Genomic DNA, 20,699 nt, shown 5'->3' with positions numbered 1-20,699 from the left:
TCTCGTAGCTTTACCGCCGCCGTCATCAGCCAGATCCTCCCGCATCAAGAGAATCAGAGCCGGCGCCGTTCGTCACTTCACACACGAGTCAGTGGCTACGTCCTTTGGTATAACGACGTGCCACATCCGACACCGTCGCGTCGTCTACCCCAACTTCCGCGAGAATCCGTAGCTTCTGTTCGACAGACCAGCGGCGGCGGCGCTCCGCGCCGACCAGAATCTCCTGCCGCATCCTCACCTCCCAAACGACGTCAATAACGACGTGAACTTACCCGCCACGCAATCCGATCATAAGGCGGCCATAAGCGGCCGGTTACGAGTTGCGCAAAGCTGTGTCCGAACTGTCCCTGGCGCCGCTGCTCGCGCTGGTCCGCGCCCATGTGCTGGCGGCGGAACGGCTGCACGGCGACGACACCACGGTACCGGTGCTGGCGAAAAGCCGCACCGTGACCGGGCGATTGTGGACCTAGTGTGCGATGACCGGCCATTCGGCGGACCGGCACCGCCCGCTGCCTGGTTCCGCTACTCCCGTGATAGCAAGGGCGAACATCCCACGGACCATCTCGCGGGCTGGAGCGGCATCCTGCAATCCGACGCCTATGGTGGCTATAACCGGCTGTTCGACGCTGATCGCCAACCCGCACCCGTCATATCGGCGGGATGCTGGGCCCATGCGCCCGCACGTCCCATTCGATTACCCCTGCCATCAGGATAATCGTATAAACTTCTCGATCAGGACACTAGACTGTTTTCGTTGCACGGTGCGACATTCCATAGCCAGCCATTAACATTACGAACGTACCAAACAAACACACAGCCGATGTCGTTGACATTATTGCCGACAACGCACCAACGCATAATGGTGGCAGGCCCACGCCGCAATAAATTGCCACGTTGTAAGCAGCAAGCACCTCTGCTCGCTCGACTTTCCCAGCGATCGCCACATTGAGTACACGACTCGCTCCCAGGAATGTGAGGCCATGCCCGATACCACCGATTATCGAACTCACAAGAACGAGCGGTACACTACCCAAAATTTCTCCTACAATTAATGTAATTGCCGCCAAAATAAGAACAGAATATCCCACCTTCAGTTTTCGTTCCGGCATGATGCGCCCGGAAAGCGATTGGGTGATGCCGGAGATGATAAGAATCGCGCCGGCCGAAAGCGCTGGCCCAAGTAGATCCCCTGGGGCCAAGTACGCCGAGACAGCAACGGGCACGACCGATAAAAACGTGGCTGTGACTGACCACGACAGAAAAGCTGCACCAGCTGATCGCTTGAATACATTACGAACGTATTCCGGAATGTTTGGACGCGTAATGGGTGACACGGTCATTTGTCGTTCGGAAGGCAATAGAAAACAACCAGGAATTAAAAGCAATAAAAGCATGGTGACCAATAAATATGGAACATATGTAGGATGCGCGACACGTTCAGCCACAATTGCCGCACCGATGGGAGCTGACCCGCCTCCGATTGTCATCGCTAGACCCGTCGTTAACGCCGCTCTGTGATGATCGTTGTTCGGTTCGAAGCGCACAATAGCAGCCGCTAGGTTACCTGTAGACAGTCCGACAGCGATCCCTTGCAAGACCCGAGCCAACACAAAAGACATTAATGTCGACGCGGACGCCATAGTGGCAGTCCCCACACTAGCCAATACCAGTGCGACGGCAATTACAATTCGAAGACCAAACGTGGACACTATCCATGATGACACTAGCAGTACCGGCATTAAGCCAGCAATATACGTCGCAAACACTTCAGTTATTTGAAACGCCGACAATGTCCCGCTTTGTTTATAGATTGGATAAATTCCCGATGCAACATTTGTACTCATCATGAGAGCCGCAGAAACACCAGCCGAGAACCAAAAAATAGCTGTAGATTTACGATCCAGCGTCACATTAAACACTCCGCTCGAAGCGAATGTGGGATACCGTCGATTGATCCTGCGATACCGCGATCGTCCCGTCGTCAGACGTTATAATATGAAATGCATATCTAGGATCGACATATCGATGGAAAACGGCGGTCATATTATCGACATCCGTCTTGGTGCTCTGATTCGATAACGATACCATAATATCAATTAGATGCAGCGCAGGAATATGATCCATGCGCGTGCCATCGACAATCCGATCAGCCTCGCCCGGAAGATATTCCACATTATGAAGATCTATGGATCTACTGTGTCCAAGTTGACGTTCAAGACGGATGTTCTCAGCATCCTCGAACCCTCGAGACTTCCGAATAAAACGAGCTGCACTCGGAGTCAGGACACCAAAATGAAAGTGCACTCGTCGCACTTCGCCGTTATGGCTATGGACGAGAGACGCACGTACGCCATCCACTCTGGCCCCTTTTGACTCACTGACTTCCGCCGAACCGCTATAGGAGTGGTGTTCTCCTTGCCGACATTCTCCTCGCTGTCGTTCAGTGACTATGGACTTTACGGTGATCACCGCGTCCCCTGCGAGGGCGAATTTTTCTCTAATTAGTGCGAGACATACGTACCTTCCCACCGCTATCTCATTCACCATCGGCATCCCACTTCGCAGCGGCTCATAGCCCGGAGGCACCAAGGGATTATCGAATCCGACTCCCTCGGCAACGCCGCCGTCCGTTGTCTGTGGCGGCGGGCTGATAATCCACCCGATAACTTCTTTCAATTTGTCCTGATAATTAGTCATGGCGCCGCCGCATATTGGTCTCGCTAATTGCCGGGAATGTGTAACCGCTATCGTCATCACTGATTGTGATCCCGGGAGGGGCGATACCGTCAATTTCATTCAGGAACTCGGCGGGCAGCTTGGTGTCTGCCGCGACCAAAGAAGCATCAAGGTGGGATATCGTCCGAGGACCAACGATCGCCGATGTCACAGCTGGGTGGTTTAGAACAAACGCCGTGGCCGCAACGTTCAGCTCAATGCTAAATTCTTGGCATAAGTCCGCCAATTTTTTTACAACTTTTAGCTTGTCCTGATTCGCTCGTTTCGACATGTCATAGCGTGCCCCCCAGTAGCGAGAGCGACTTGTTTGCACGCTTTCTTCCGAGGTAAACTTTCCGCTCAACCAACCGCCAGCGAGAGGGCTCCACACACTGACGCCGAGACGGTACTTTGCGCAAGTTGGCAGTACCTCTCGCTCTATCTCTCTCGCCAAAATCGAGTAAGGTGGCTGCTCAACTAAAGGACGAGACCGCCCCCGTCTATCCGCGACCCACTGGGCTTCTACTAATGACGACGCTGGAAACGTCGAAGTCCCGAAATAGCGAATTTTTCCGGCCTGCACCAAATCCTGAAGTACCGAAACCGTCTCTTCTAAATCCGTGCAAGGATCGGGGCGATGCAATTGATAGATGTCTATCCAATCCGTTCCGAGCCGCTTTAGACTTTCCTCTACAGCACGCATGATCCAACGTCTGGAACTCCCCCTTGAATTGGGATCCGGACCCATCGGAGAATTAACTTTTGTTGCCAGAATAATGCGATCACGACGGCCGGCATTCTTCAACGCTCGACCCAAAAAGATCTCGCTCTCGCCCCGGGCATATGAATCAGCGGTATCAAAATAATTAATTCCGTGATCGAGTGCCTTTCTTATTATAGCTTCGCTCTCGTCAAATGAGTTCCTGCCCCATGAGCTCAGCATGAGCGTTCCAACGCATATTTGACTCACACGTAGGCCGGATGCCCCCAAAACTCTATACTTCATTTTTATTTCTCGAACGCTAAAAGCGCTTCCGCAAAGGCGGGTGCTTGATTATATATAAAATAATGTCCTCCCTTCATCATTTTCACCTCAACCTTTGTCGCCGAAAATTTAGCCCAATGCTCAAGGAAGTCCGGACGCGTCATCCCGTCATCCTCGCCGGCGAGAACCAGGATCGGAGTTGAGATAGAAGAATCATTAGGGCGATATCCGTGCACAATCCTTTGGTCTTCTCTTATTATTGTCAGAAATTGCGCTGCCATAGCGAAACTAAGACCTGGTGGAACTCCTCCCACTGCTCGCAATTCATCAAAGAATTCCCGATCCGGCAGGTTAGCAACACGCAGCCCCCAATCGGTTTGATACCCGGGCGCGTTTCGTCCGGAAACAATCAGCGCGTCGGGCAAGGGCCGCCCGCTACGCTCGAGCGCTTTGACAGCTTCAAATGCAAGGAGTGCGCCCATACAGTGGCCATGCAACAAGAATCGAGCACCGATCTCAAAAGGTAACTGTTGTAGCGTGCTATCCACACAAGATTCGAGATCCTTGGAAAAGGGCTCACCAGCTCGCAGACCTCTTCCCGGTAGCTCAACGGGTCGAACGATCGCCACCTTTTCGGGGAATTCTCGAGAGAACGCCTTGAAGTTCGCTGCGGAACCTCCCGCATGGGGAAATGAATACATTACGGTCATACCAACCTCCCCTGAAGTCATTTCCGGAATTCCACAGAATCGACCTGCACAATATTCTTGGGAACTTCGAATCTCTGGAGTCGTTCTCGAAGGAATTTCTTTATAATCTCGACAGAAACGTCCGCAGTCTGCCTGAACTGCAATGATAAGGCGAGAGATCCATCTCCGTCTACATACGCCCTCGCATGGTGAACATCCGGGTGTTCCTCGGCGATGCGACTGACGCTTTTGATGTTTACTTTTTCGCCCTGGATAATCACGAAGTCTCGCAGACGGCCTTGATAAGTGAGGTACCCTTCCCTATCACACGTGAAGAGATCGCCGGTCCTAAGCCAGCCATCGGGATCCAAGGGATGCTTTCCGGCTCCCCCAACCTTACGCAATAGTGCGGTCGGCGTCCTCAGCATCAATTCTCCCGCTTTAGCGCCAGCCCTCGCTTCAATTCGTGTTTCTATGCCGGGAAACACTCTACCAACAGAGCCTAATTTTGCGTCAGGCTCCTCATGGGCCGCGAGTGTGGACACTCTAGGACCAGCCTCAGTTAGACCGTAGGTAAAATATATCTCGTCTGCCGCGCCCGAATATTTTAAGGTCCGCGCGTCGTTGACGCTCAATTGATCTCCGCCAACACTTATGACACGAAGGCGAGGAATATTATTAATGTATGGCAATATTCCCCTTACGAGGGTTGGCGTAATGGCGGAAACACTGATGCGTTTATCGGTGATCCGCGCGAAAAAATGCTCATTGGCAAACGGCGGACCATCTATTATCAGTTGACAGCCGCAGATCATCGAACCGATCGCCTGCGCTACCAGAGCGAATGAATAATACATCGGTAGCACAACTAATTGGCGATCAGTAGACCGGATTCCCAGCGCTTGGTTATGCAAGGCAGCGTTAGCGATCAATGAATCGACGCGGTGAACGCACGCGCTATCAACCCCTGACGTTCCTGACGTCAAAATCAGCACCTCATGTGGCGAATACCGTGGTCTAACACCATGGAACCTGACAAACCGAAACGTGCCGACAGCCGTGAAGTCGGATGCATCGTATAACGACGGATTTATTTTTACCCCGACTACGCCAGCCAGGCCAAACTCATGGCGGAGTCGATTTATTCGGGGCGATCTCGCACTTGGGGAGATAGCAACGGGGACCAATCCATTCGAAAGAATGGCCAGCCAATGCTGAAGAAACTCAAGCCCGTTCGGTGCCAATATAAGTATTGCGGATCCGGGTTGAAGACCCAAGCGACCATATTCCTCCGCTAAGGACTTATATGTCACGATTGGTGTTGTTCCCCCCAGGCAGTGGCGCTCGAATTCGGCGGCTCCGTCAAAGAGTTGCGTCACGTCAGCCATCATGAACGCCCCGTTAGGACGAAGTTTATATTATTACTTGTTTTTTCTTCAAATTTCTCGGTTTTTTTGATGATTACCCCCCTCAATACGTCATTTAGATCCCGATTTTTCTCGTGAGCCACGAGTATTACCTGGGCCACACCATTCTGTTCTATCCAGTATTTCAGAACGGGCAACACGACTGCGACCGCCCGCTCAGGGGACATCGTTAGGACTAGTGACGGCCCTCGCAATTTATATTCGATGGCAGTTAGTCCCGCAATAATTCCAGGGTTTGCGCCGGCGAACCTCAGAGGTGATATCTTTCCGTTTTTACTGCTGTCGGACAGCAACCTCATGGTCGAAAGGCTGCACACGTCGCTGATTGCCAGAAGACCAACATTCGCGCGTTCGACGTCGCCTAATTCCTCGATTATTGTAGAGGCGAAGTCAAGGACGGCCCACGCAACGGGATCCGCGTACATCGACGGCCTATTTCGTGCCCGACTTTCGGTGTATATCGCTGACTTTACGCTTTTCATCGCTCTTCCCATTTCCCAAGCAATGCGGTGTTGAACCCTCCGAAACCGAGAGTGACGCTAAGCCCGATAGACGAGGAAGTGGGCGCTGATGCCACGAGAGGTAGGTACTCGCTAACTTCCTCGATTGGTACGGTGAGTCCGACCGATGGAGGAACCGAGCGACGTCTTAGTACGTCCACGAGAATTATAAATTCAAGTAGTCCACATGCACCCAACGAATGTCCTAATGCGCCCTTCGTGCCATACAGTTTTATGTTTGAATGTTTGGGGAAGATCTTGCCTATGACTTTCGACTCTACCAAGTCATTCAAATGGGTCGAGGTACCGTGGGCAAGATACACAGAGACATCATTAATCTCAGTACTGGCGGCCATAAGAGCTCGGCGTATCGCCAATTCAACGCTCTCGCCAGATTGGTCGGGCGCGGTCAGTCCAGCAGCGTCGTTAGACGCACCGTATCCGAGCAGCACGCCACAACTATTTTTGCAGAGGGACAACGGCCGCAGAACTACCGCAGCCGCAGCATCTCCAACAATCATTCCGTTCCGCTCTATGTCAAACGGCTTTGGCGTCGTATCAGTCATCGTGCCCAAGCCGGAATGCGCTAGACGTTTTGCAATCGTTACGATATCGACGGCGACGACCACGACCGCATCGTATTGCCCGCCAGCCAAGAGTGCGCTAGCGATTCCAAGGGCGTCAGACCCCGCTGAACACGCAGTACCCACTACGACTGGAGCAACCAACCCGCCGAGCATCTTCACACAGTCTTCTGCCCAACTGGACATCGTGTCGTGTCCAGGCTCATCGAGAAGATGCCCATAGCTCGTGGCAAACACGTAACCTGTCTTCGGATCGCACGGATCTATTCCTGCGCGACTTATGGCGCGTTGCCCGACCAGTTTACCAAGTTGGCGCTGCCATTCGGAAAGCGTGGCGTCGTTCCGAGCTACCGACGAAATGATTCCGGCGCGATCATTTCGTAACGGGAATGGTGACTCCAGTCTGGAAATGCCACACTGACCCGCAAAGAGTGCGGCGAGTGCGTCTTCATCATTACCCAAAGGCGTGGCAATCGACCACGCAGCGACTCCAGCCGTGACCGTCATGACAGAATATTTCCTACTAAGTTCTGAGACGTTCGATCAAAGATGTGAGTGATCGTATCGTTCCAAAATTTTCAGGGGTGAAATCAGCATCCTCGATATTGATATTGTACTCTTTCTCGACCTGATCCTTGAGCTCAACAAATCCTAAGGAGTCGACTCCAAGAACATCGCGCATCGAGTCATCGACTTGGATTTCGTGTACGGGGACTTCGACATATACGTCGCTCACCAAGATTTCCTTGATTCTTTGCTCAATTCCCATCGCCATTCTCCGCAAACATGTTGCACCAACCGACGCCGCGACTGTGGTAAGACTACGCCGGGACGGAAGGACCGACCATTCAGTATCTTCACCGTGGGAATATGACGTAGGGCGCATTTAGGATGCAAGAAAATTTCGGTTTTTTTTTGCGGGTGGCCATCGGGTATGTATTTATTGAGAGCCTAGGCTCAGGCCCCTTTACGGGATGATTTTGGTGTGATTCGAAGGTGTCTGGAGGATGATCTGGATGCCTACGTTGCCGATGCTGTCTGCTGCCCAGATGCGCCGCCTGCGACCGCATTTTCCGGTGTCGCGCGGGTTGCAGCGCGTCGATGATCGGCGGGTAATCAGCGGGATAATCTACGTGATCCGCTATGGCTTGCAGTGGAAGGACGCCCCCTCGGGCCACGGACCGCCCAAGACCCTCTATAACCGCTTCATGCGCTGGAGCCGGTTGGGGGTGTTCGCCAGGATCTTCGCGGCCCTGGCCGTCCAACCCGGTGTCCCGGACGAGTTGATGATCGACAGCACGCATCTCAAGGCCCACCGCACGGCGGCGAGCCTGCTTAAAAAGGGGATGCTCCGCGTCGGATCGGACGCACGCGCGGCGGACTGAACTCGAAGCTGCACACCGTGTGCGACGGACACGGACGGCCCGTGGTGATGCTGCTGTCCGAGGGGCAGATGAGCGATCACAAGGGCGCGGCGCTGCTGCTCCAAACCCTTCCAGCCGCCCCACATCTGATCGGCGATCGCGGCTATGACAGCGCCCGCTTCCGACAGGCTCTGGCTGATCGGGGCATCACCGCGTGCATCCCCTCATCGAGAAGCCGCAAGATCGCGATCCCGCACGACAAGGCCCGCTATCGCCGGAGGCATAAGGTCGAGAACATGTTCGGGCGCCTCAAAGACTGGCGTCGCATCGCCAATGCGCTATGACCGCTGCGCCCATACCTTCTTCTCGGCCATCTGCCTCGCCGCTACCGTCACCTTTTGGCTCCGATACAGAGTCCTGACCCTAGTCTGTACGGATTGTTCGTTCTTTCGCGGCAGCATCGGGCTTTCCATTCCCCACTCGTAATCACGCGACGAGGCAAATATGCCGCTTATACTGGCCGCTCGACCGGAACTTCTTGCACGGGTAGCCCTGCCGTTTGGACCGGAGGAGCTTGGATCTGACGGCACCGGAATGTGCAAGGCTCCGTAGGAGGTGGCCTTTGCCGCAGCGTCACATTGCGAGGCCGGCATTTGGTTTTCGAGAAAATGCCCAGCTTACGGACAATGAATCTCCGACGACACCCAAGAGAGCCCGGCCAATATGCTTTTCGATCGTCGGGCTCCACAGCACGAGTTGAAAGCCAAGTCCATTATCAATCATGGCGAAGCGTCCCGAAGCCAGGACCATTCGCCGCCGATAAACACCCGCGACATTGTCTCCCGGCGCGATCGGCTCATACGTCTTGGCTTCCTGCCGGGCCAGCTTCTCGCCGACTTCCCGGACCTCTCGGTCCCGAAGCGCGGAGATTAGGGCACGCTCGAACACCACCCGCGCCCCTTCTCGGCGCGCCAGTCGCTCACGCACTAGATGGTTCGCACGTCGAGAAAGCGCGTCTCGCACCTCTCCCCCGAACCCGCTGTCGCCAAGATCGATGGGCTCTTTCGCGACGGCCAGGCGATCCAGCCACGTCGCCCCATTCGCTGATACCTGCTGCTCCAATGTGAAATCCGAGCGGACGGCCAGCGCGACCCGACTTCGGCCCTTTGCGTCCTCGAATCGGCGCAGTTCGACGATCGCCCCCATCCGCGCGTCCGTGGTGGCCTCCAAGCTTGGCAGATGGACATGGTGCGTGCGCCCGTCGACGCCGTCGACCACTGCGAAGGCCGTGCCCTTCAACTCGTCATCGAGCCCACGGCCAACCAGCTTACCGATGACAGGATGTCCGGCTTCCTCACCGGCCAGCACCCATGAGGATAGGGGCCGCTCGACACCCTGTTCAGTAAGACCACGGTGAATCCGTTTGATGATGTCGTTGCGCTGCCCCATTTCGCGCAGCGCGGCTTCGGCATGCTCCTCCAGTGTCCAGCGACCTGGCTCGATCTGCTGAGCCAGTCCCAAGCCTTCAAGGCGACGGAGACGTCCGACCTTGAGCACTTCGAACGCGTCGGGGCGACGATCCGGCGCGGGACGTATGTCGATGACCCCGTGGCCATCCGCATCGCGCTGGAGCTGCCGGTCGAGCTGCGTCCAGCGATCGGCCTCGACCTGGCGCTCGACGGCACGCCGAATCTCGATGTCGTTGCGCACCCCAAGCTCTCGGGTGACGAGTTCCTGCGCGCGACCGCGCAGCCCTTCCCGGATGTAATCACGCGAGATCACCAGGTCCCCACCATCCTGCGCTTTGCCGCGCACGATGACATGGATATGGGGATGTTCCGTGTTCCAGTGATCGACGGCCGCCCAGTCGAGCTTCGTGCCGAGATCATGCTCGGCCTGCACCATGAGATCGCGCGTGAAGCGCTTCAGGTCCGCCATTTCCACCGCATCATCAGGCGAGACAATGAAGCGAAAATGGTGACGATCATCGACGCAGCGCTCGGCGAAAGCTTTGGGATCGACCTCGTCCTGCTCCGGGCCGAACAGCTTCGCTTTCTCACCGTCCTTCGTGACGCCCTCGCGGCGCAGATAACGCAGATGCGGGGTCAGCGGTGCGGCGCGTGGTCCATGCTTCACCACGCGGGCCTTCATCACCACGCCACGCGAGCGGCTGGTGAGCAAGCGGTTGGCATGCACGCTCGCGACACGGCCACGCCCAAAGGTCGAACGGCCACCGCCGCCATGCCCCTGCCCTCCGCGTCCCATGCCTCCGGCACGCTGGGTTGCGGCCAGGGCCTGCGCGATGAAGGGGCGCGCCCGCTGAGCGCGGGGTAAACGGATGCGTCCGGGCCGAACCCGGAAATCATCGTCTTTTGTCATGGGAATGCCCGCGATGTGCGCGAAATGGCGGGAAACCACCAGAAACAAGAGGTGGCAGGCTTCAAAATCCGACGCACCTCGCAGAGGGCTCGAGAAATCCGCAGAAATCCGCCACAAAACCACCCCCAACCGTGCCGCACCTCGCGGCTTTTATCCTGCCTATACGCCTATACGCGCCCCCCTTCCCCTGCGTCCCCTTGCGCCCACCTGACACCGAGCCAGGCGGCACGACGGCGAGCCGCACTGTGGGCCCGTTCATGGTTCGTGCCTCCAGCCGGCGGGAGCGAAGAGTCCCCACGGCTGCCCCGGGGCCAGACCGTCCCTCGCCATAGCCACACCGCTTATGACGGAATGTGCGGGGCCAACGAAAAGGCTATCGGCGGTCGCGCGAGAAACCGGAGAGGTGTCCGACAACCGACGAAGAACGGCCGGGACGGTGTCCCCCACCATCAGCCGTAAGACGGACGCGACATAGGCCCGCGTCTCATCGGGCAGCGGACGGCCCGTCGCCAGATGGTCGTCATAGCGTCCAGGGCCGGCGTTATACGCAGCCAGAAACCCGACATCGCCGTAGCGGTCGTGCAGCCAGCGGAGATAGGCGGCGCCGGCGACGATGTTGTCATGCGGGTCGAACGGATCAGCGCCGAGATTGAGGTCATGACGCAGTCCCTGCCAGGTGCCGGGCATGATCTGCATCAGGCCCATAGCGCCCGCCGACGACACGGCATGCCGATCGCCCGCGCTCTCGGCGCGCAGCACAGCCTCTATCCACGACGGCGGGATAGCGGCCTCCCGGGCGGCCTCCCGCACCAGCGTGTCGAGGTCCTGCGCGTGTCCCGGCACGGGCGCGAGCGCCAGCGCGAGCCCGATCCGGGCGGTCGCCAGGGCACCACGGCAACGGATTGACCTCCCCGTCATCACAGATCGTCCGGCATGAACACATCCATCGGCGGGTCGTCCGAGCGACGTTTGGGCGGCGCGACCGGAACCTGCGGCAGGGCGAATTTCCGGCACCACGACTCCCATGCCCGCATCACCGCCCCGGTGCCGGGGTAGAGATCGTCCAGTTCGTCGTCCGGACGAGCGCCGAGCATCTCGAACGCCCAGTGACACACGGCTTCGGGCTTGGCTCCGGTCAGCCCCCGGCGTAACGTGATGCTCTCTTGGATCCAATCACGCATGACCAGACGGCGGCTGACGACAGGGCGACGCGCCGCCTTGACGATGACCGGCTCCCACGCATAGGCGACCGGGACATTGCGCTTGAAGGCGGCGAAGCCCTTGACCCAAACCATCCAGCGCGCGCCCGTGGCCTCTACCAGCGGCGCGAGCGTCGCGATCGATGCCGGGGTCGCGGCGGCGTGCAATACCCAGCCGTCATAGGTCGCGTCGAGATGCCGGATCAGCACCGCGTGATCGACCTCGCCCGCATAGTCCGGCTGTCCGCGATAGAGGTGAGCGCAGTTCACGTAAGGCGGGTCGGCATAGCCGAGCCGGAGACGAGCGAGCGTCATTCCCGGCCCCCCTGACGCTTCGCGACGCGCGACCAGACGAGGTTCCAGACACGGCCACCACGCCCGGCCTGAAACAGCGTGGCGCGGATCGGCTGGGCGAGTGACGGATCGTCCAGCAGCACCGAGACATACTCGCCGGCGTGTTCCCCGGTGCGGGTCCAGCCCGCGCCGACCTCGGGAGCCTCGGCGCCGTCACCGAGATGGATGCGATAGTCGGGCGCGTTCTCTGCGTCCGTGTTCTCGGCGCGCGCGAAGGTCAGTTCCACGTCGAGGGCGAGTGTGCGCAGACGGCCGGCAAAGCCGTTCGCCGTGCGCGTGAAGAAACCGATCTGACTCATGGGAGGAGAACCTTTCGGTCGAGGATGGAGAGGATTACGAGCAGGGCCATGACGTCACTCCAGCGGCGGCTCGGCTGGCCGCGTGAGTGCCGGGCGTGCGACCAGTAGCCGCGGACACGGCAACGCGTGCGACAGCGGGACCGGCAAATCCGGAAGCGGTTCGAAACGCGGGGGCGGCGGTTCGGCGTCGCCCGTCCGGAGATAGACGGGGGTGGCGCGGCCGATCACCGCGTTCAACGGCAGAACGCCGAAATAACGCCCGTCGAGGCTGGTCGGGACAGACGGGTTCATGACGAACACCTGTCCCGGGCCGAGGCGGACGCATCCTTGCCAGACGGGCAACGGACGGCCGCGATGATCGACGGACCTGGCGTCGCCGGCCGCCTTGCCATCGACGGTGATATGCAGGCCGAGGCGGCAGACGGTCTGACCGGCCAGCGCCGCCACCGGCTTGAGCAGCGGCACCCCGAAGGGCAGATAGCCGCGTGTGGCCAGCAGCGTCGCATCGCGCTCGGGCAGATGCAGCGCCACCACATCGCCGACGCGCAGTGCCGCAGTAGGCGTCACGCGATACAGCCCCACCGGCACGCTGGCAGTGGCATTCCATACCCAGCGTGGACTGGGCGAGACGCCGGTCGTAGCCAGTGTTGTGAGTGCGGCGACATAGGTGGTGAAGAACCAGGCTCGGCGGGTCATGACGCGGCCCTCCGCCAGAGCCACGCCTCGTGTCGGGCACGGCCGTAGGGCGGCGCGGGCCGGTTGGCCCGCAACCGCGCGTCGAGTTCGCGCCAGTAATCCGGACACGCGGCGCGCGGATCGAGCCCCTGCCGCTCGATGCGGCTGATCGTGTCGAGCACGGCGCGGACTGGCGCGTAACCAGTCTGGCGCAACAGGCCGGTCGCCGTGCCGCTGACCCACGGCAGGACAATGCGCCGGTGTGACAGCACCACGTGAATGATATCGATCGACACCGTGACGGCGCCGGTGTCGCTGGCAAGCCAGCGCATCAGCGCGAAGACGTCACCCGTGGCGAAACCGACGCGGCGTCGGTGGCGGTCGATCCTGACACTGGTTTCGGGGCTGCCGAAGCGCAGCCAGTGCTCAATGCGGGTCTCGATCCAGATCAGATCGAGCTGCGCGCCGACGGGGGAGCGAAGATCGTTCATGACGGCTCTCCGGCGGGAAAGGGAAGGATGGCGGCGAGGCTGTCGCGAGCGCGTTGGGCCATGTCCGGGTCGATCTTGCAGCCGACATAGCGGCGGCCGGCCAGCCAACAGGCGACGCCGGCGGCAGCCGAGCCGGCGAACCAGTCGCCGACGAGGCCGTTCGGGGGACAGCTCGCGCGCACCGGCAGGTCGAGCAGCGCCACCGGCTTTTCGGTGGGATGGATGGCGCGGCCATGGACGTTGCGGAAGCGCTGCACCGAGCGCGCAAGGCGCGAGCCGCCGTCGAGGCTGCGATAGGTGCCCGACGCGATGGCGCCGGTATGCAGCGGGCGGCGCTTGCGGCGCACAACCCGCACCCGGGCATCATCCGTGGTCGCGACTTCCTGGTAGACAGACTGCCAGCGGACCGAAGCGGGACTGAACTGCACGACCAGTTCATGGAGGTGCCGGAGCCGGTCGGCGTGGAACACGCTGCCGTTCTGCTTCTCCCAGACAATCTCCTGGACGTGCCAGAGACGGGCCACGCGGAACGTCATCTCCGTTGCCATGACGCTGCGCAGGGAGCCGAAGACCCAGAGCGAGCCCGAAGGCGTCAGCGCCTTTACCGCCAGAGCCATCCAACCGTCGACACGCCGGTTCCAGGAGAGCGACGTCTCACCATAAGGCGGATCGGCGAGGATCAGGTCGTACGGGCCGTGCATCGGCATGAGGTTGCGGCAATCGCTGCGAAGGAGCGTCATGGCCGCGCCTCGTCGCTGGCCGTCGCAGCCGGAAAACCAACGCGTCCGTCGCGAAGCAAGAGGCGGCCAGTCGCATCATTGGGGGGCTCATCCTCGTATTGGGGAGCCAATTTATGCATGTGCGGCCCCGTTCTCGTTTTTGAGGGCCAGCCGCAGCGGCGCACTGGTCCGCGCGCGGTACGCCTGTACAAAGAGTCCTTCTTTAGATTCTTTAGAAAGAGACGATTTATCATTGTTTTCCAGTCCATTATCCATGTTTTTCGCATGTGATAGGCGTGGATTCGGCGGTCGATAGGCGAGTCGACCCGAAATTATTGACAGGGGTATCCACAGAGTTATCCCCGGGACGGTCGACGATCGGCCGAAAGCGGACCCGTTCCGGCCATTGCAGGTCGGACAGTTCGACGCGATAGCCGGGAAGCGCGCCGTTCTGGGCGACGCGCCGGAGAAAAGCGACGAAAGCGGCGAGGCTCTGTCCCGCGCCCGTCTTGCGGTGTAGGTGGGCGACCTCGAAGATCCAGCCGTCCCGCTGCCGTCCGGCATGGCGCCGCGCGATCAGGTAGAGCAGGCGCTCGAGACCGCTCGTCAGGGTGAAATAGGCCGGGTCGAGGGCGAGTACGGCCCGTGGCGTGAGGATCGCGTCACGCAGCCAGGCGCCGAGACGGATCTGAACGACGCCCCCGGTGATCCGCCAATCCTCGATCCACGGTGCGCCCGCCTGCTCGTCGGTCCAAGGTGACGGGCTGATGACGACGCGCGTCCGGCTCAGGCGCTCGAGACCGTCAGGCAGACGCTCGTAATAGCCACCGGAAACCTCCCGACCGGGGAAGCCGAGGATTTCGTATCGCGTGGCCTGTAGGACTTCCGGGACAGACGCACTGCATCGCCGGGCCGCGATCATCGTCGAGGTCGCCCAGATCAGGATGTCGGCATCCCAGATGGTCGCAACCGCGAGCGGCGACGAAACGAGGACGTTCTGACCGCCCTGCGCGAAGCGCAGCGATGCCCGACGGCGACCTTTCCCCAGCGCGAAAAAGGCATTGGACATGAACAGGCATGGCATGCACGGGGTCATGACTGCCCCCTGCCACGCCGGGTCACGCCCGCACGCATGAGGATGTAGTTCTTGGAAAAGATCGACTTCGAAATGCCGTTCTCGACCCACTCCTTGAGATCGGCGACAGTATAGGTCACACGATTGCCGAGCTTGTGAAAGACGGGACCGCCGCCAATGACACGGTAGCGTTCGAGTGTTCTTGGCGAAATGCCGAGCCATTCGGCAGCCTGCGGTGTTCGCAGGTGCCGGGCCGGCCTCGGTTTGGATCTTTTCCTGACCATTATCATTCTCCGCTGAAGGCGGACGGGGCGTGGCGCCGCGTACCGATGCGGAGACTGGCGGAGAAAAACGCGGGGGGTGGTGGACGAAAACAAGGGGTGTCCCAAGGAATCGTCCACCCCCCTCGCTCACGGGGAGCGTTACGATACGCGGACGATCAGGCGGTTGGTCAGGGGACGCAATGCCGAGGCAAAACAAGACAGGGACGGAAATATTTTTAATACGGAATGAGTGCTGCGGACTGCGGCAACGGGCGACGACCGTACCGCAACAAGGCAAGATATTCCCCGCCGGCAAGATGTTCGGCGAGCGTCAGCAGACGTTCCACGCGCGCACGCTGGTGGGCATCCTTCCAGATCGAGCCGCCCAACGTCCTGACACCCGCGTCCGTAAGCGCGGCAATATCGCGCACGGTCGCGCCCGCGCGTCTGGCCGTCAACGCCTGCAAGGCATAAGCGAGACGCGTGATTCTGTAGCGCGTGGGGCGGAAGGTATTCGGTAGCGGTCCCACCACGCGCCCGTAAAGGCGCTCGAGAAGCCGGCGAAGATGATGAAAACGAACCCAGCACGCCTCGTCGAGCGGGATGACGACGGCGGCGCGCTTGTCGGCGTCGTCGGCGTCGTCGGCGACCCACAGGCGGATTGACCCCGTTCTGTCGCCGACGACCAGGTGCAGGCCGTCGTCGGCAAGCGCCGCGTTCAGCTGCGGCGTGAGCCGCAGCGGGAAGAACGGCGATGCCCTGTAGATTTCGGGCGCCGGGATAAGGGCGATAATTGCGGAGAGAACGTCCTGCGCCCACAATGCGGGCACCGACCAGGCCGGTATGACGGGGTCAATAGGGAAATCGCAATCCCCACGGTCGCGCGAATGTCGCGAGATCTCGTTGCCGCGCTGCCGCGTCCGTCACATGATGGCTCATCAGCGCCTGATAACCACGGACATAATGATCGTTGAGTGACAGGAACTCCTGCGCGAATTCTGGAAGATCGAGCGAAAGCGCCCTGTCGAGAAACCCGGGCGCATACCAGTCAAGGCGTGTGTCCATCGTGTCTATGCCTCCAGCTGTTTATATCGTTAGGCCGATTGCTCCGACGTCAGGCGGGCGAATGATGCGGAGCTAACGGCCGCCGCGCCAATGACCGCCAGGATGTGCTGCCAGATCGAAGACGGAACGCCCATTTCGGCGATTCCGAGGGTGGTGGAATATCCCGCGATGACGGCCGGAACGCAAAACGCAAGGATAATTCCCAGCCTGACGATGGAATGTCGGCTCGCCGTCAGTTCCACGCGGAACAGCCAGAGTACTAGGCTGCCGGCCGCAATACCGATAACGACAGCCGCAAACCCTGCGCCCATGCGATATGTCCATAAGAAAACGATCAGTCCGGCCATCGTGGACACAACAATGGAGACAGGCGCAAAGAAGACCCAGCAGAGCAGTCCGATCCCCACGGCCCACGACATGAGCCCGAGCGCGATCATCGCCACCTCCGGCAAACAGAACGGTAAATTATTATACGTACTAGTCTGTATTAAATCCAGAAAAAAGCATCCACCGTTCTATGGACGGCTCGAAATACCTCTTGTTACATAGCCGCACGGAAGGCTTCCTGCCAAACCGGCAGGAAGCCGCCGGGCGGCGCGGGGCTCATTCCTCCGAACGAGCCCGCACCGCCGCCAACTCCGCCAGAGCGGATTCGAGCTCGCGCTCGATTTGCGCGCGCTCGCGGCGACTGATTCCGTAGCTGGTCAGTTCGGCGCGCAGCATCTGGATCTGGTCATTCAGCGTGGTCATCGTCCTGCTCCTGTCGTTTGTCGAAGACAGGACGCCGCCCTCATGCCCACGGGAACCGAGTCAATGATCGCCGAAGGCGACCGCGCAGCGGCGCGCGGGGGAGCCGATTTTGGTCGAGACGGCCGCCAGGCCGGCGCGGGCAAAATTGGGGGGACCGCGCGTCTTGAGGCGGTTTCCGTGGGCATGGTACGATGGGAAGACTGAGGGAAAGCCTCTTCTTTTTCTCTTGCCGCGGCATGGCATGACGGCGCACCGTCGCGTTCGACACCGGTAGTACGGCGCCGAAGCCCCGCCCGGTGGATCCGGGCGGGGTGCTGGTGGGACGCTCAGTCCCCGTTGCGGCCGGTGCGGGGGCGGGTCCAGATCAGGCTGTACCCCTCGCCGTCTTCATCGGCGAACAGGTTGGCGAAGATCGGGGCGGCGAAGGACGGGTCATCCAGCTTCAGGCTCAGGTAGCTGCGGCCCTCGGTGGAGCGCTTCTGCCAGCACGCGCCCAATTCCACCCTGCCCAGATAGACGCGGAAGTTCGGGGCGTTGTCGTTGGTCCGGTTGGTTTCGGGCACCAGACGGACGTTGCGGACCTGGAGCGCCAGGGTGACGATCTCGCCTTCGAAACCCTCGCCCGTCTTCCTGAAGGAACCGATGTTAGCCATTGTCGTATCTCCTTGCTGCATCGGGCCGCGACCACCGTGGCCTCGATGGCGATCGTTCAGCCGAAGGCGACCGGCCAAGCGCCTGCTTGCAGGCCGAAGCGCAGCGCAGGGCGGCAGGGCCGGAACTTTCTTGTTTCGCGAGGAATGACGGCGCCCTCGGGGTCCCCATGCGGCCTGCCGCATGGGGTGGGGGTCTGGCAGGGGAAGAAAGTTACGGAACGCCGTCGCGACAACCGGACGAGGCGCAGCCGGCCTTCGGCTAGATCAGCCATCTGTCAGAGGCCATGGTGTGCGGCTCCATCAGCCTTGGAGATCCCTGGCGACATCACACGGTCCAGACGCTGGCACGGGTGTCATGAGCAGATAGCTTCGCCGACCCACGGCCCTTCACCTTTGTCCTGCTGCCCGGCATTGACGCCGGAGCCGATCATGACGCGCCGTTTCGCCGCCGTCCTATGATCGCAAGGACAGTTGGGCGCCCGCGTCGCGCCGCCTGCCGCCGGGCCGCTGGCCAGTGCCGCAGGATCGATCCGCCTCCGCCTGCCGCGATATTCTCACCGCCGTTCATCGATGAAACAGGCGCCGGGAGTACTCCACTGCGCCCGCCCCCGCACCGGACGCAGACAGGACCGAGCGGCCTCCGTGCCCTTGCGGATTCATCAGGCGGGGCTTCGGCGCGTGCCCGCTCCGCCCGGGGCGGGCGGACTCTCGACCGCATGACCCCCACTGGACAGGGCATTGGATAATGACCATATTGATCATATCAACCGTTATGGTCCGAGGGCAGCGATGATCACCGAAGTCAACGCCGTGACGTTCCGGCAGAACCTGGGCGACATGCTTGCCCAGGTGCAGTACCGCAATGACAGCATCGTCATCAACAAGGATGGAAAGCCCGTCGCCGCCTTGGTGGACGCGGAGCTGTTCGGCCGCATCCGGCGCATGCAGGAGCGTTTCGACGCCCTGAGCAGCCGGGTGGCCGAGGCCTATGCGACCGTTCCCGTGGAAGAGGGTCTCGCGGAGATCGATGCGGCCGTTGCGGCTGTGCGCAAGACGCGCTGATGGTCAGGTTGCGTGTCGTCCTCGACACCAATGTCCTGGTCTCCGGCCTCGCCTATCCCGGCAGCGTTCCGGGGCGGATCGTCGCCACATGGCGTCAGGGCGGTCTGGATGTCGCGCTGTCGCATCATATTCTTGACGAAATGGCGCGGGTTCTTCCCCGCCTGCCGCGGATCACGCTGACAGCGGCCGAAATCCGCGATCTCGCCGACAGTTTCATGTTCATGGCCGACATGGTCGAACCCGCCGGAACGCTGGACGGCGATCTGCGCGATCCGGCGGATCAACCGGTCCTGCTGACGCTGCTGGCGTCAGGGGCGCATTATCTGGTCACGGGCGACAAGGATCTGCTGGCCCTTGCCGAACGCTACCCGATCGTCACGCCGGCGGCGTTCTGGGCACGGCACGGATCCTGAACCGCCACGATCGAAAGGCGGCGCTCACGCGCCACCTCCGAACTGCAGGACCGGGATGCCAAGCTTCTTCGCCTTATCGGCGAGATTCTCCTGGATGCCGGTGCCGGGGAAGACGATGACGCCGATCGGCATGACGTCCAGCATCACGTCGTTCCGCCGAAAAGGGGCGGCCTTGCGATGCTTCGTCCAGTCCGGCTTGAAGGCGATCTGCACGATCTCACGATGATCGGCCCAGCGCGAGGCGATGAACTCGGCCCCCTTGGGCGACCCGCCATGCAGCAGCACCATGTCGGGATGCTTGGCGCGGACCTTGTCGAGCCGATCCCAGATCAGGACATGGTCGTCGAAGTCGAGGCCGCCGGTCACGACGACCTTGGGGCCGGGCGGCACCAGCAATTCCCCCTCGGCCTTGCGGCGAGCGTTCAGGAAGTCGCGGCTGTCGATCATCGATCGCCGTCATGGTGCAGCGCGAGACCAGCGAGCCGGTCTTCGGACGCCAGGCGCTCATGGTGAGACGCTCGAACTGGCTCTGCGCCTCGTCGCGGAAGATCTCGTAGGCGTTCCGGCGTTCGATCAGGGTCAGCCCCTGCGCGATCAGGCGCTCCAGTTCCACCGAATGGATTTCGCTGCCGTCCTGCTCCTGTTGCCCGCGCTTCTGCGCCACCTCGTTGCGATCAAGCTCGCGTTCGACCTGGCCGACCATGCGGTGGAAGACGTTGACGGTGGACCAGAGAAGCTCCTCAAGATCAGGCTCCAGCCGCGTCTCGGTGAGGGTGGCGGCGATGGCGTCGAAAATATCCGCCACCGCCCCGCCGATGCGCTCCGCCTCGGGCAACGGCCTTGGGTCCGGCTCGTCGGCGAAGGGACGGTAGCCATACATCTGAAGTTCAGCCAGCACATGGGCGGTCGGGGATGCGGCGTGGTCGGGTTCGAAACCGTCGGTCGCGCGGGTCATGGGACTGTCCTCCGGGACACGGGCCGCGCCCATCGCGGCCTTTCCGGGGGCGGACAGCGGCAGACCAGGGCCGGGCCGGAACC

24 protein-coding genes and 4 pseudogenes are annotated in these 20,699 nt (G+C 60.4%); 4 read left to right on the top strand and 24 right to left on the bottom strand.

All coding sequences use genetic code 11. The features are described from left to right. Window positions 1-109: 109 nt before the first annotated feature. Window positions 110-232: pseudogene (locus HUK84_RS02745) on the bottom strand (transposase); the annotation flags it as partial. A 115-nt stretch (window positions 233-347) separates the two neighbouring features. Here HUK84_RS02745 and HUK84_RS02740 point away from each other — a divergent pair. Next, window positions 348-676 (top strand): annotated as a pseudogene (locus HUK84_RS02740) (IS66 family transposase); the annotation flags it as partial. Between the two features lie 64 nt (window positions 677-740). Here HUK84_RS02740 and HUK84_RS02735 read toward each other — a convergent pair. From HUK84_RS02735 to HUK84_RS02700, 8 genes are read right to left on the bottom strand one after another with little or no spacing between them, the layout of a single operon-like run. Then, window positions 741-1,910, bottom strand: coding sequence for an MFS transporter (locus tag HUK84_RS02735; RefSeq protein WP_176638862.1), 1,170 nt, complete (start codon window positions 1,908-1,910; stop codon window positions 741-743). Window position 1,911: 1 nt separating this feature from the next. Next, window positions 1,912-2,697: a hypothetical protein gene (locus HUK84_RS02730; protein ID WP_176638861.1), complete on the bottom strand. Its 786-nt coding sequence runs from the start codon at window positions 2,695-2,697 to the stop codon at window positions 1,912-1,914. Continuing rightward, window positions 2,690-3,721 carry an aldo/keto reductase gene (locus tag HUK84_RS02725; protein ID WP_176638860.1) on the bottom strand — a complete coding sequence of 344 codons (1,032 nt, stop codon included), beginning with the start codon at window positions 3,719-3,721 and terminating at the stop codon, window positions 2,690-2,692. The genes HUK84_RS02730 and HUK84_RS02725 overlap by 8 nt, the downstream gene beginning before the upstream one ends. Before the next feature lie 2 nt (window positions 3,722-3,723). Then, a complete protein-coding gene (locus tag HUK84_RS02720; RefSeq protein WP_218064165.1) occupies window positions 3,724-4,401 on the bottom strand; it encodes a thioesterase II family protein in 678 nt (225 codons plus the stop codon). Between the two features lie 26 nt (window positions 4,402-4,427). Continuing rightward, complete coding sequence (locus HUK84_RS02715) at window positions 4,428-5,780, bottom strand: class I adenylate-forming enzyme family protein (RefSeq protein WP_176638858.1); 1,353 nt, start codon at window positions 5,778-5,780, stop codon at window positions 4,428-4,430. Further along, window positions 5,777-6,298: a coronafacic acid synthetase component gene (locus tag HUK84_RS02710; RefSeq protein ID WP_218064164.1), complete on the bottom strand. Its 522-nt coding sequence runs from the start codon at window positions 6,296-6,298 to the stop codon at window positions 5,777-5,779. Before HUK84_RS02710 ends, HUK84_RS02715 begins: the two co-directional genes overlap by 4 nt. Further along, window positions 6,295-7,407: a beta-ketoacyl synthase N-terminal-like domain-containing protein gene (locus HUK84_RS02705; protein ID WP_176638856.1), complete on the bottom strand. Its 1,113-nt coding sequence runs from the start codon at window positions 7,405-7,407 to the stop codon at window positions 6,295-6,297. Before HUK84_RS02705 ends, HUK84_RS02710 begins: the two co-directional genes overlap by 4 nt. Before the next feature lie 16 nt (window positions 7,408-7,423). Beyond that, complete coding sequence (locus tag HUK84_RS02700; RefSeq protein WP_176638855.1) at window positions 7,424-7,669, bottom strand: acyl carrier protein; 246 nt, start codon at window positions 7,667-7,669, stop codon at window positions 7,424-7,426. 247 nt (window positions 7,670-7,916) lie between these two features. On the opposite strand from HUK84_RS02700, the pseudogene HUK84_RS02695 reads away from it, so the two are divergent. Next, a pseudogene (locus HUK84_RS02695) lies at window positions 7,917-8,669 on the top strand (IS5 family transposase); the annotation flags it as partial. Window positions 8,670-8,897: 228 nt separating this feature from the next. Here HUK84_RS02695 and HUK84_RS02690 read toward each other — a convergent pair. From HUK84_RS02690 to HUK84_RS02625, 14 genes are all read right to left on the bottom strand, one after another. Next, a complete protein-coding gene (locus HUK84_RS02690; RefSeq protein ID WP_176638865.1) occupies window positions 8,898-10,643 on the bottom strand; it encodes a relaxase/mobilization nuclease domain-containing protein in 1,746 nt (581 codons plus the stop codon). 255 nt (window positions 10,644-10,898) lie between these two features. Continuing rightward, window positions 10,899-11,561 carry a lytic transglycosylase domain-containing protein gene (locus HUK84_RS02685; protein WP_176638854.1) on the bottom strand — a complete coding sequence of 221 codons (663 nt, stop codon included), beginning with the start codon at window positions 11,559-11,561 and terminating at the stop codon, window positions 10,899-10,901. Beyond that, on the bottom strand, window positions 11,561-12,157 hold the full coding sequence (locus HUK84_RS02680; protein ID WP_176638853.1) for a hypothetical protein: 597 nt from the start codon (window positions 12,155-12,157) through the stop codon (window positions 11,561-11,563). Before HUK84_RS02680 ends, HUK84_RS02685 begins: the two co-directional genes overlap by 1 nt. Then, window positions 12,154-12,495: a DUF736 domain-containing protein gene (locus tag HUK84_RS02675; protein ID WP_176638852.1), complete on the bottom strand. Its 342-nt coding sequence runs from the start codon at window positions 12,493-12,495 to the stop codon at window positions 12,154-12,156. The genes HUK84_RS02680 and HUK84_RS02675 overlap by 4 nt, the downstream gene beginning before the upstream one ends. Before the next feature lie 54 nt (window positions 12,496-12,549). Then, window positions 12,550-13,191 carry a S26 family signal peptidase gene (locus HUK84_RS02670; protein ID WP_176638851.1) on the bottom strand — a complete coding sequence of 214 codons (642 nt, stop codon included), beginning with the start codon at window positions 13,189-13,191 and terminating at the stop codon, window positions 12,550-12,552. Further along, a complete protein-coding gene (locus HUK84_RS02665) occupies window positions 13,188-13,661 on the bottom strand; it encodes a DUF2840 domain-containing protein (RefSeq protein WP_176638850.1) in 474 nt (157 codons plus the stop codon). The genes HUK84_RS02670 and HUK84_RS02665 overlap by 4 nt, the downstream gene beginning before the upstream one ends. Beyond that, window positions 13,658-14,401, bottom strand: coding sequence for a DNA-methyltransferase (locus HUK84_RS02660; protein ID WP_176638849.1), 744 nt, complete (start codon window positions 14,399-14,401; stop codon window positions 13,658-13,660). The genes HUK84_RS02665 and HUK84_RS02660 overlap by 4 nt, the downstream gene beginning before the upstream one ends. 247 nt (window positions 14,402-14,648) lie before the next feature. Beyond that, a complete protein-coding gene (locus HUK84_RS02655) occupies window positions 14,649-15,449 on the bottom strand; it encodes a replication initiator protein A (protein ID WP_218064163.1) in 801 nt (266 codons plus the stop codon). 23 nt (window positions 15,450-15,472) lie between these two features. Beyond that, window positions 15,473-15,739 carry a helix-turn-helix transcriptional regulator gene (locus HUK84_RS02650; protein ID WP_176638847.1) on the bottom strand — a complete coding sequence of 89 codons (267 nt, stop codon included), beginning with the start codon at window positions 15,737-15,739 and terminating at the stop codon, window positions 15,473-15,475. A 215-nt stretch (window positions 15,740-15,954) separates the two neighbouring features. Further along, window positions 15,955-16,548: a DUF2285 domain-containing protein gene (locus tag HUK84_RS02645; RefSeq protein WP_317135216.1), complete on the bottom strand. Its 594-nt coding sequence runs from the start codon at window positions 16,546-16,548 to the stop codon at window positions 15,955-15,957. Between the two features lie 22 nt (window positions 16,549-16,570). Further along, window positions 16,571-16,783: a transcriptional regulator domain-containing protein gene (locus tag HUK84_RS02640; protein ID WP_176638846.1), complete on the bottom strand. Its 213-nt coding sequence runs from the start codon at window positions 16,781-16,783 to the stop codon at window positions 16,571-16,573. A gap of 29 nt (window positions 16,784-16,812) precedes the next feature. Further along, a complete protein-coding gene (locus tag HUK84_RS02635; protein WP_176638845.1) occupies window positions 16,813-17,220 on the bottom strand; it encodes a hypothetical protein in 408 nt (135 codons plus the stop codon). Window positions 17,221-17,386: 166 nt separating this feature from the next. Next, window positions 17,387-17,533 (bottom strand): hypothetical protein, encoded by a 147-nt coding sequence (locus tag HUK84_RS02630; protein ID WP_176638844.1) that lies wholly within the window; start codon window positions 17,531-17,533, stop codon window positions 17,387-17,389. 326 nt (window positions 17,534-17,859) lie between these two features. Beyond that, window positions 17,860-18,186 carry a DUF736 domain-containing protein gene (locus HUK84_RS02625; RefSeq protein ID WP_176638843.1) on the bottom strand — a complete coding sequence of 109 codons (327 nt, stop codon included), beginning with the start codon at window positions 18,184-18,186 and terminating at the stop codon, window positions 17,860-17,862. Between the two features lie 789 nt (window positions 18,187-18,975). On the opposite strand from HUK84_RS02625, the gene HUK84_RS02620 reads away from it, so the two are divergent. Beyond that, window positions 18,976-19,248, top strand: coding sequence for a type II toxin-antitoxin system prevent-host-death family antitoxin (locus HUK84_RS02620; protein ID WP_176638842.1), 273 nt, complete (start codon window positions 18,976-18,978; stop codon window positions 19,246-19,248). Next, complete coding sequence (locus HUK84_RS02615; RefSeq protein WP_176638841.1) at window positions 19,248-19,661, top strand: putative toxin-antitoxin system toxin component, PIN family; 414 nt, start codon at window positions 19,248-19,250, stop codon at window positions 19,659-19,661. The genes HUK84_RS02620 and HUK84_RS02615 overlap by 1 nt, the downstream gene beginning before the upstream one ends. Before the next feature lie 24 nt (window positions 19,662-19,685). On the opposite strand, the pseudogene HUK84_RS02610 reads toward HUK84_RS02615, so the two are convergent. After that, window positions 19,686-20,616: pseudogene (locus tag HUK84_RS02610) on the bottom strand (DUF2493 domain-containing protein). Window positions 20,617-20,699 lie beyond the last annotated feature (83 nt).

This window comes from Nguyenibacter vanlangensis (assembly GCF_013376155.1).
GTDB classification, from domain to species: domain Bacteria; phylum Pseudomonadota; class Alphaproteobacteria; order Acetobacterales; family Acetobacteraceae; genus Gluconacetobacter; species Gluconacetobacter vanlangensis.
The sequence above is the reverse complement of the archived record's forward strand: the minus strand, read 5'-3'. Positions and strand labels throughout refer to the sequence as shown.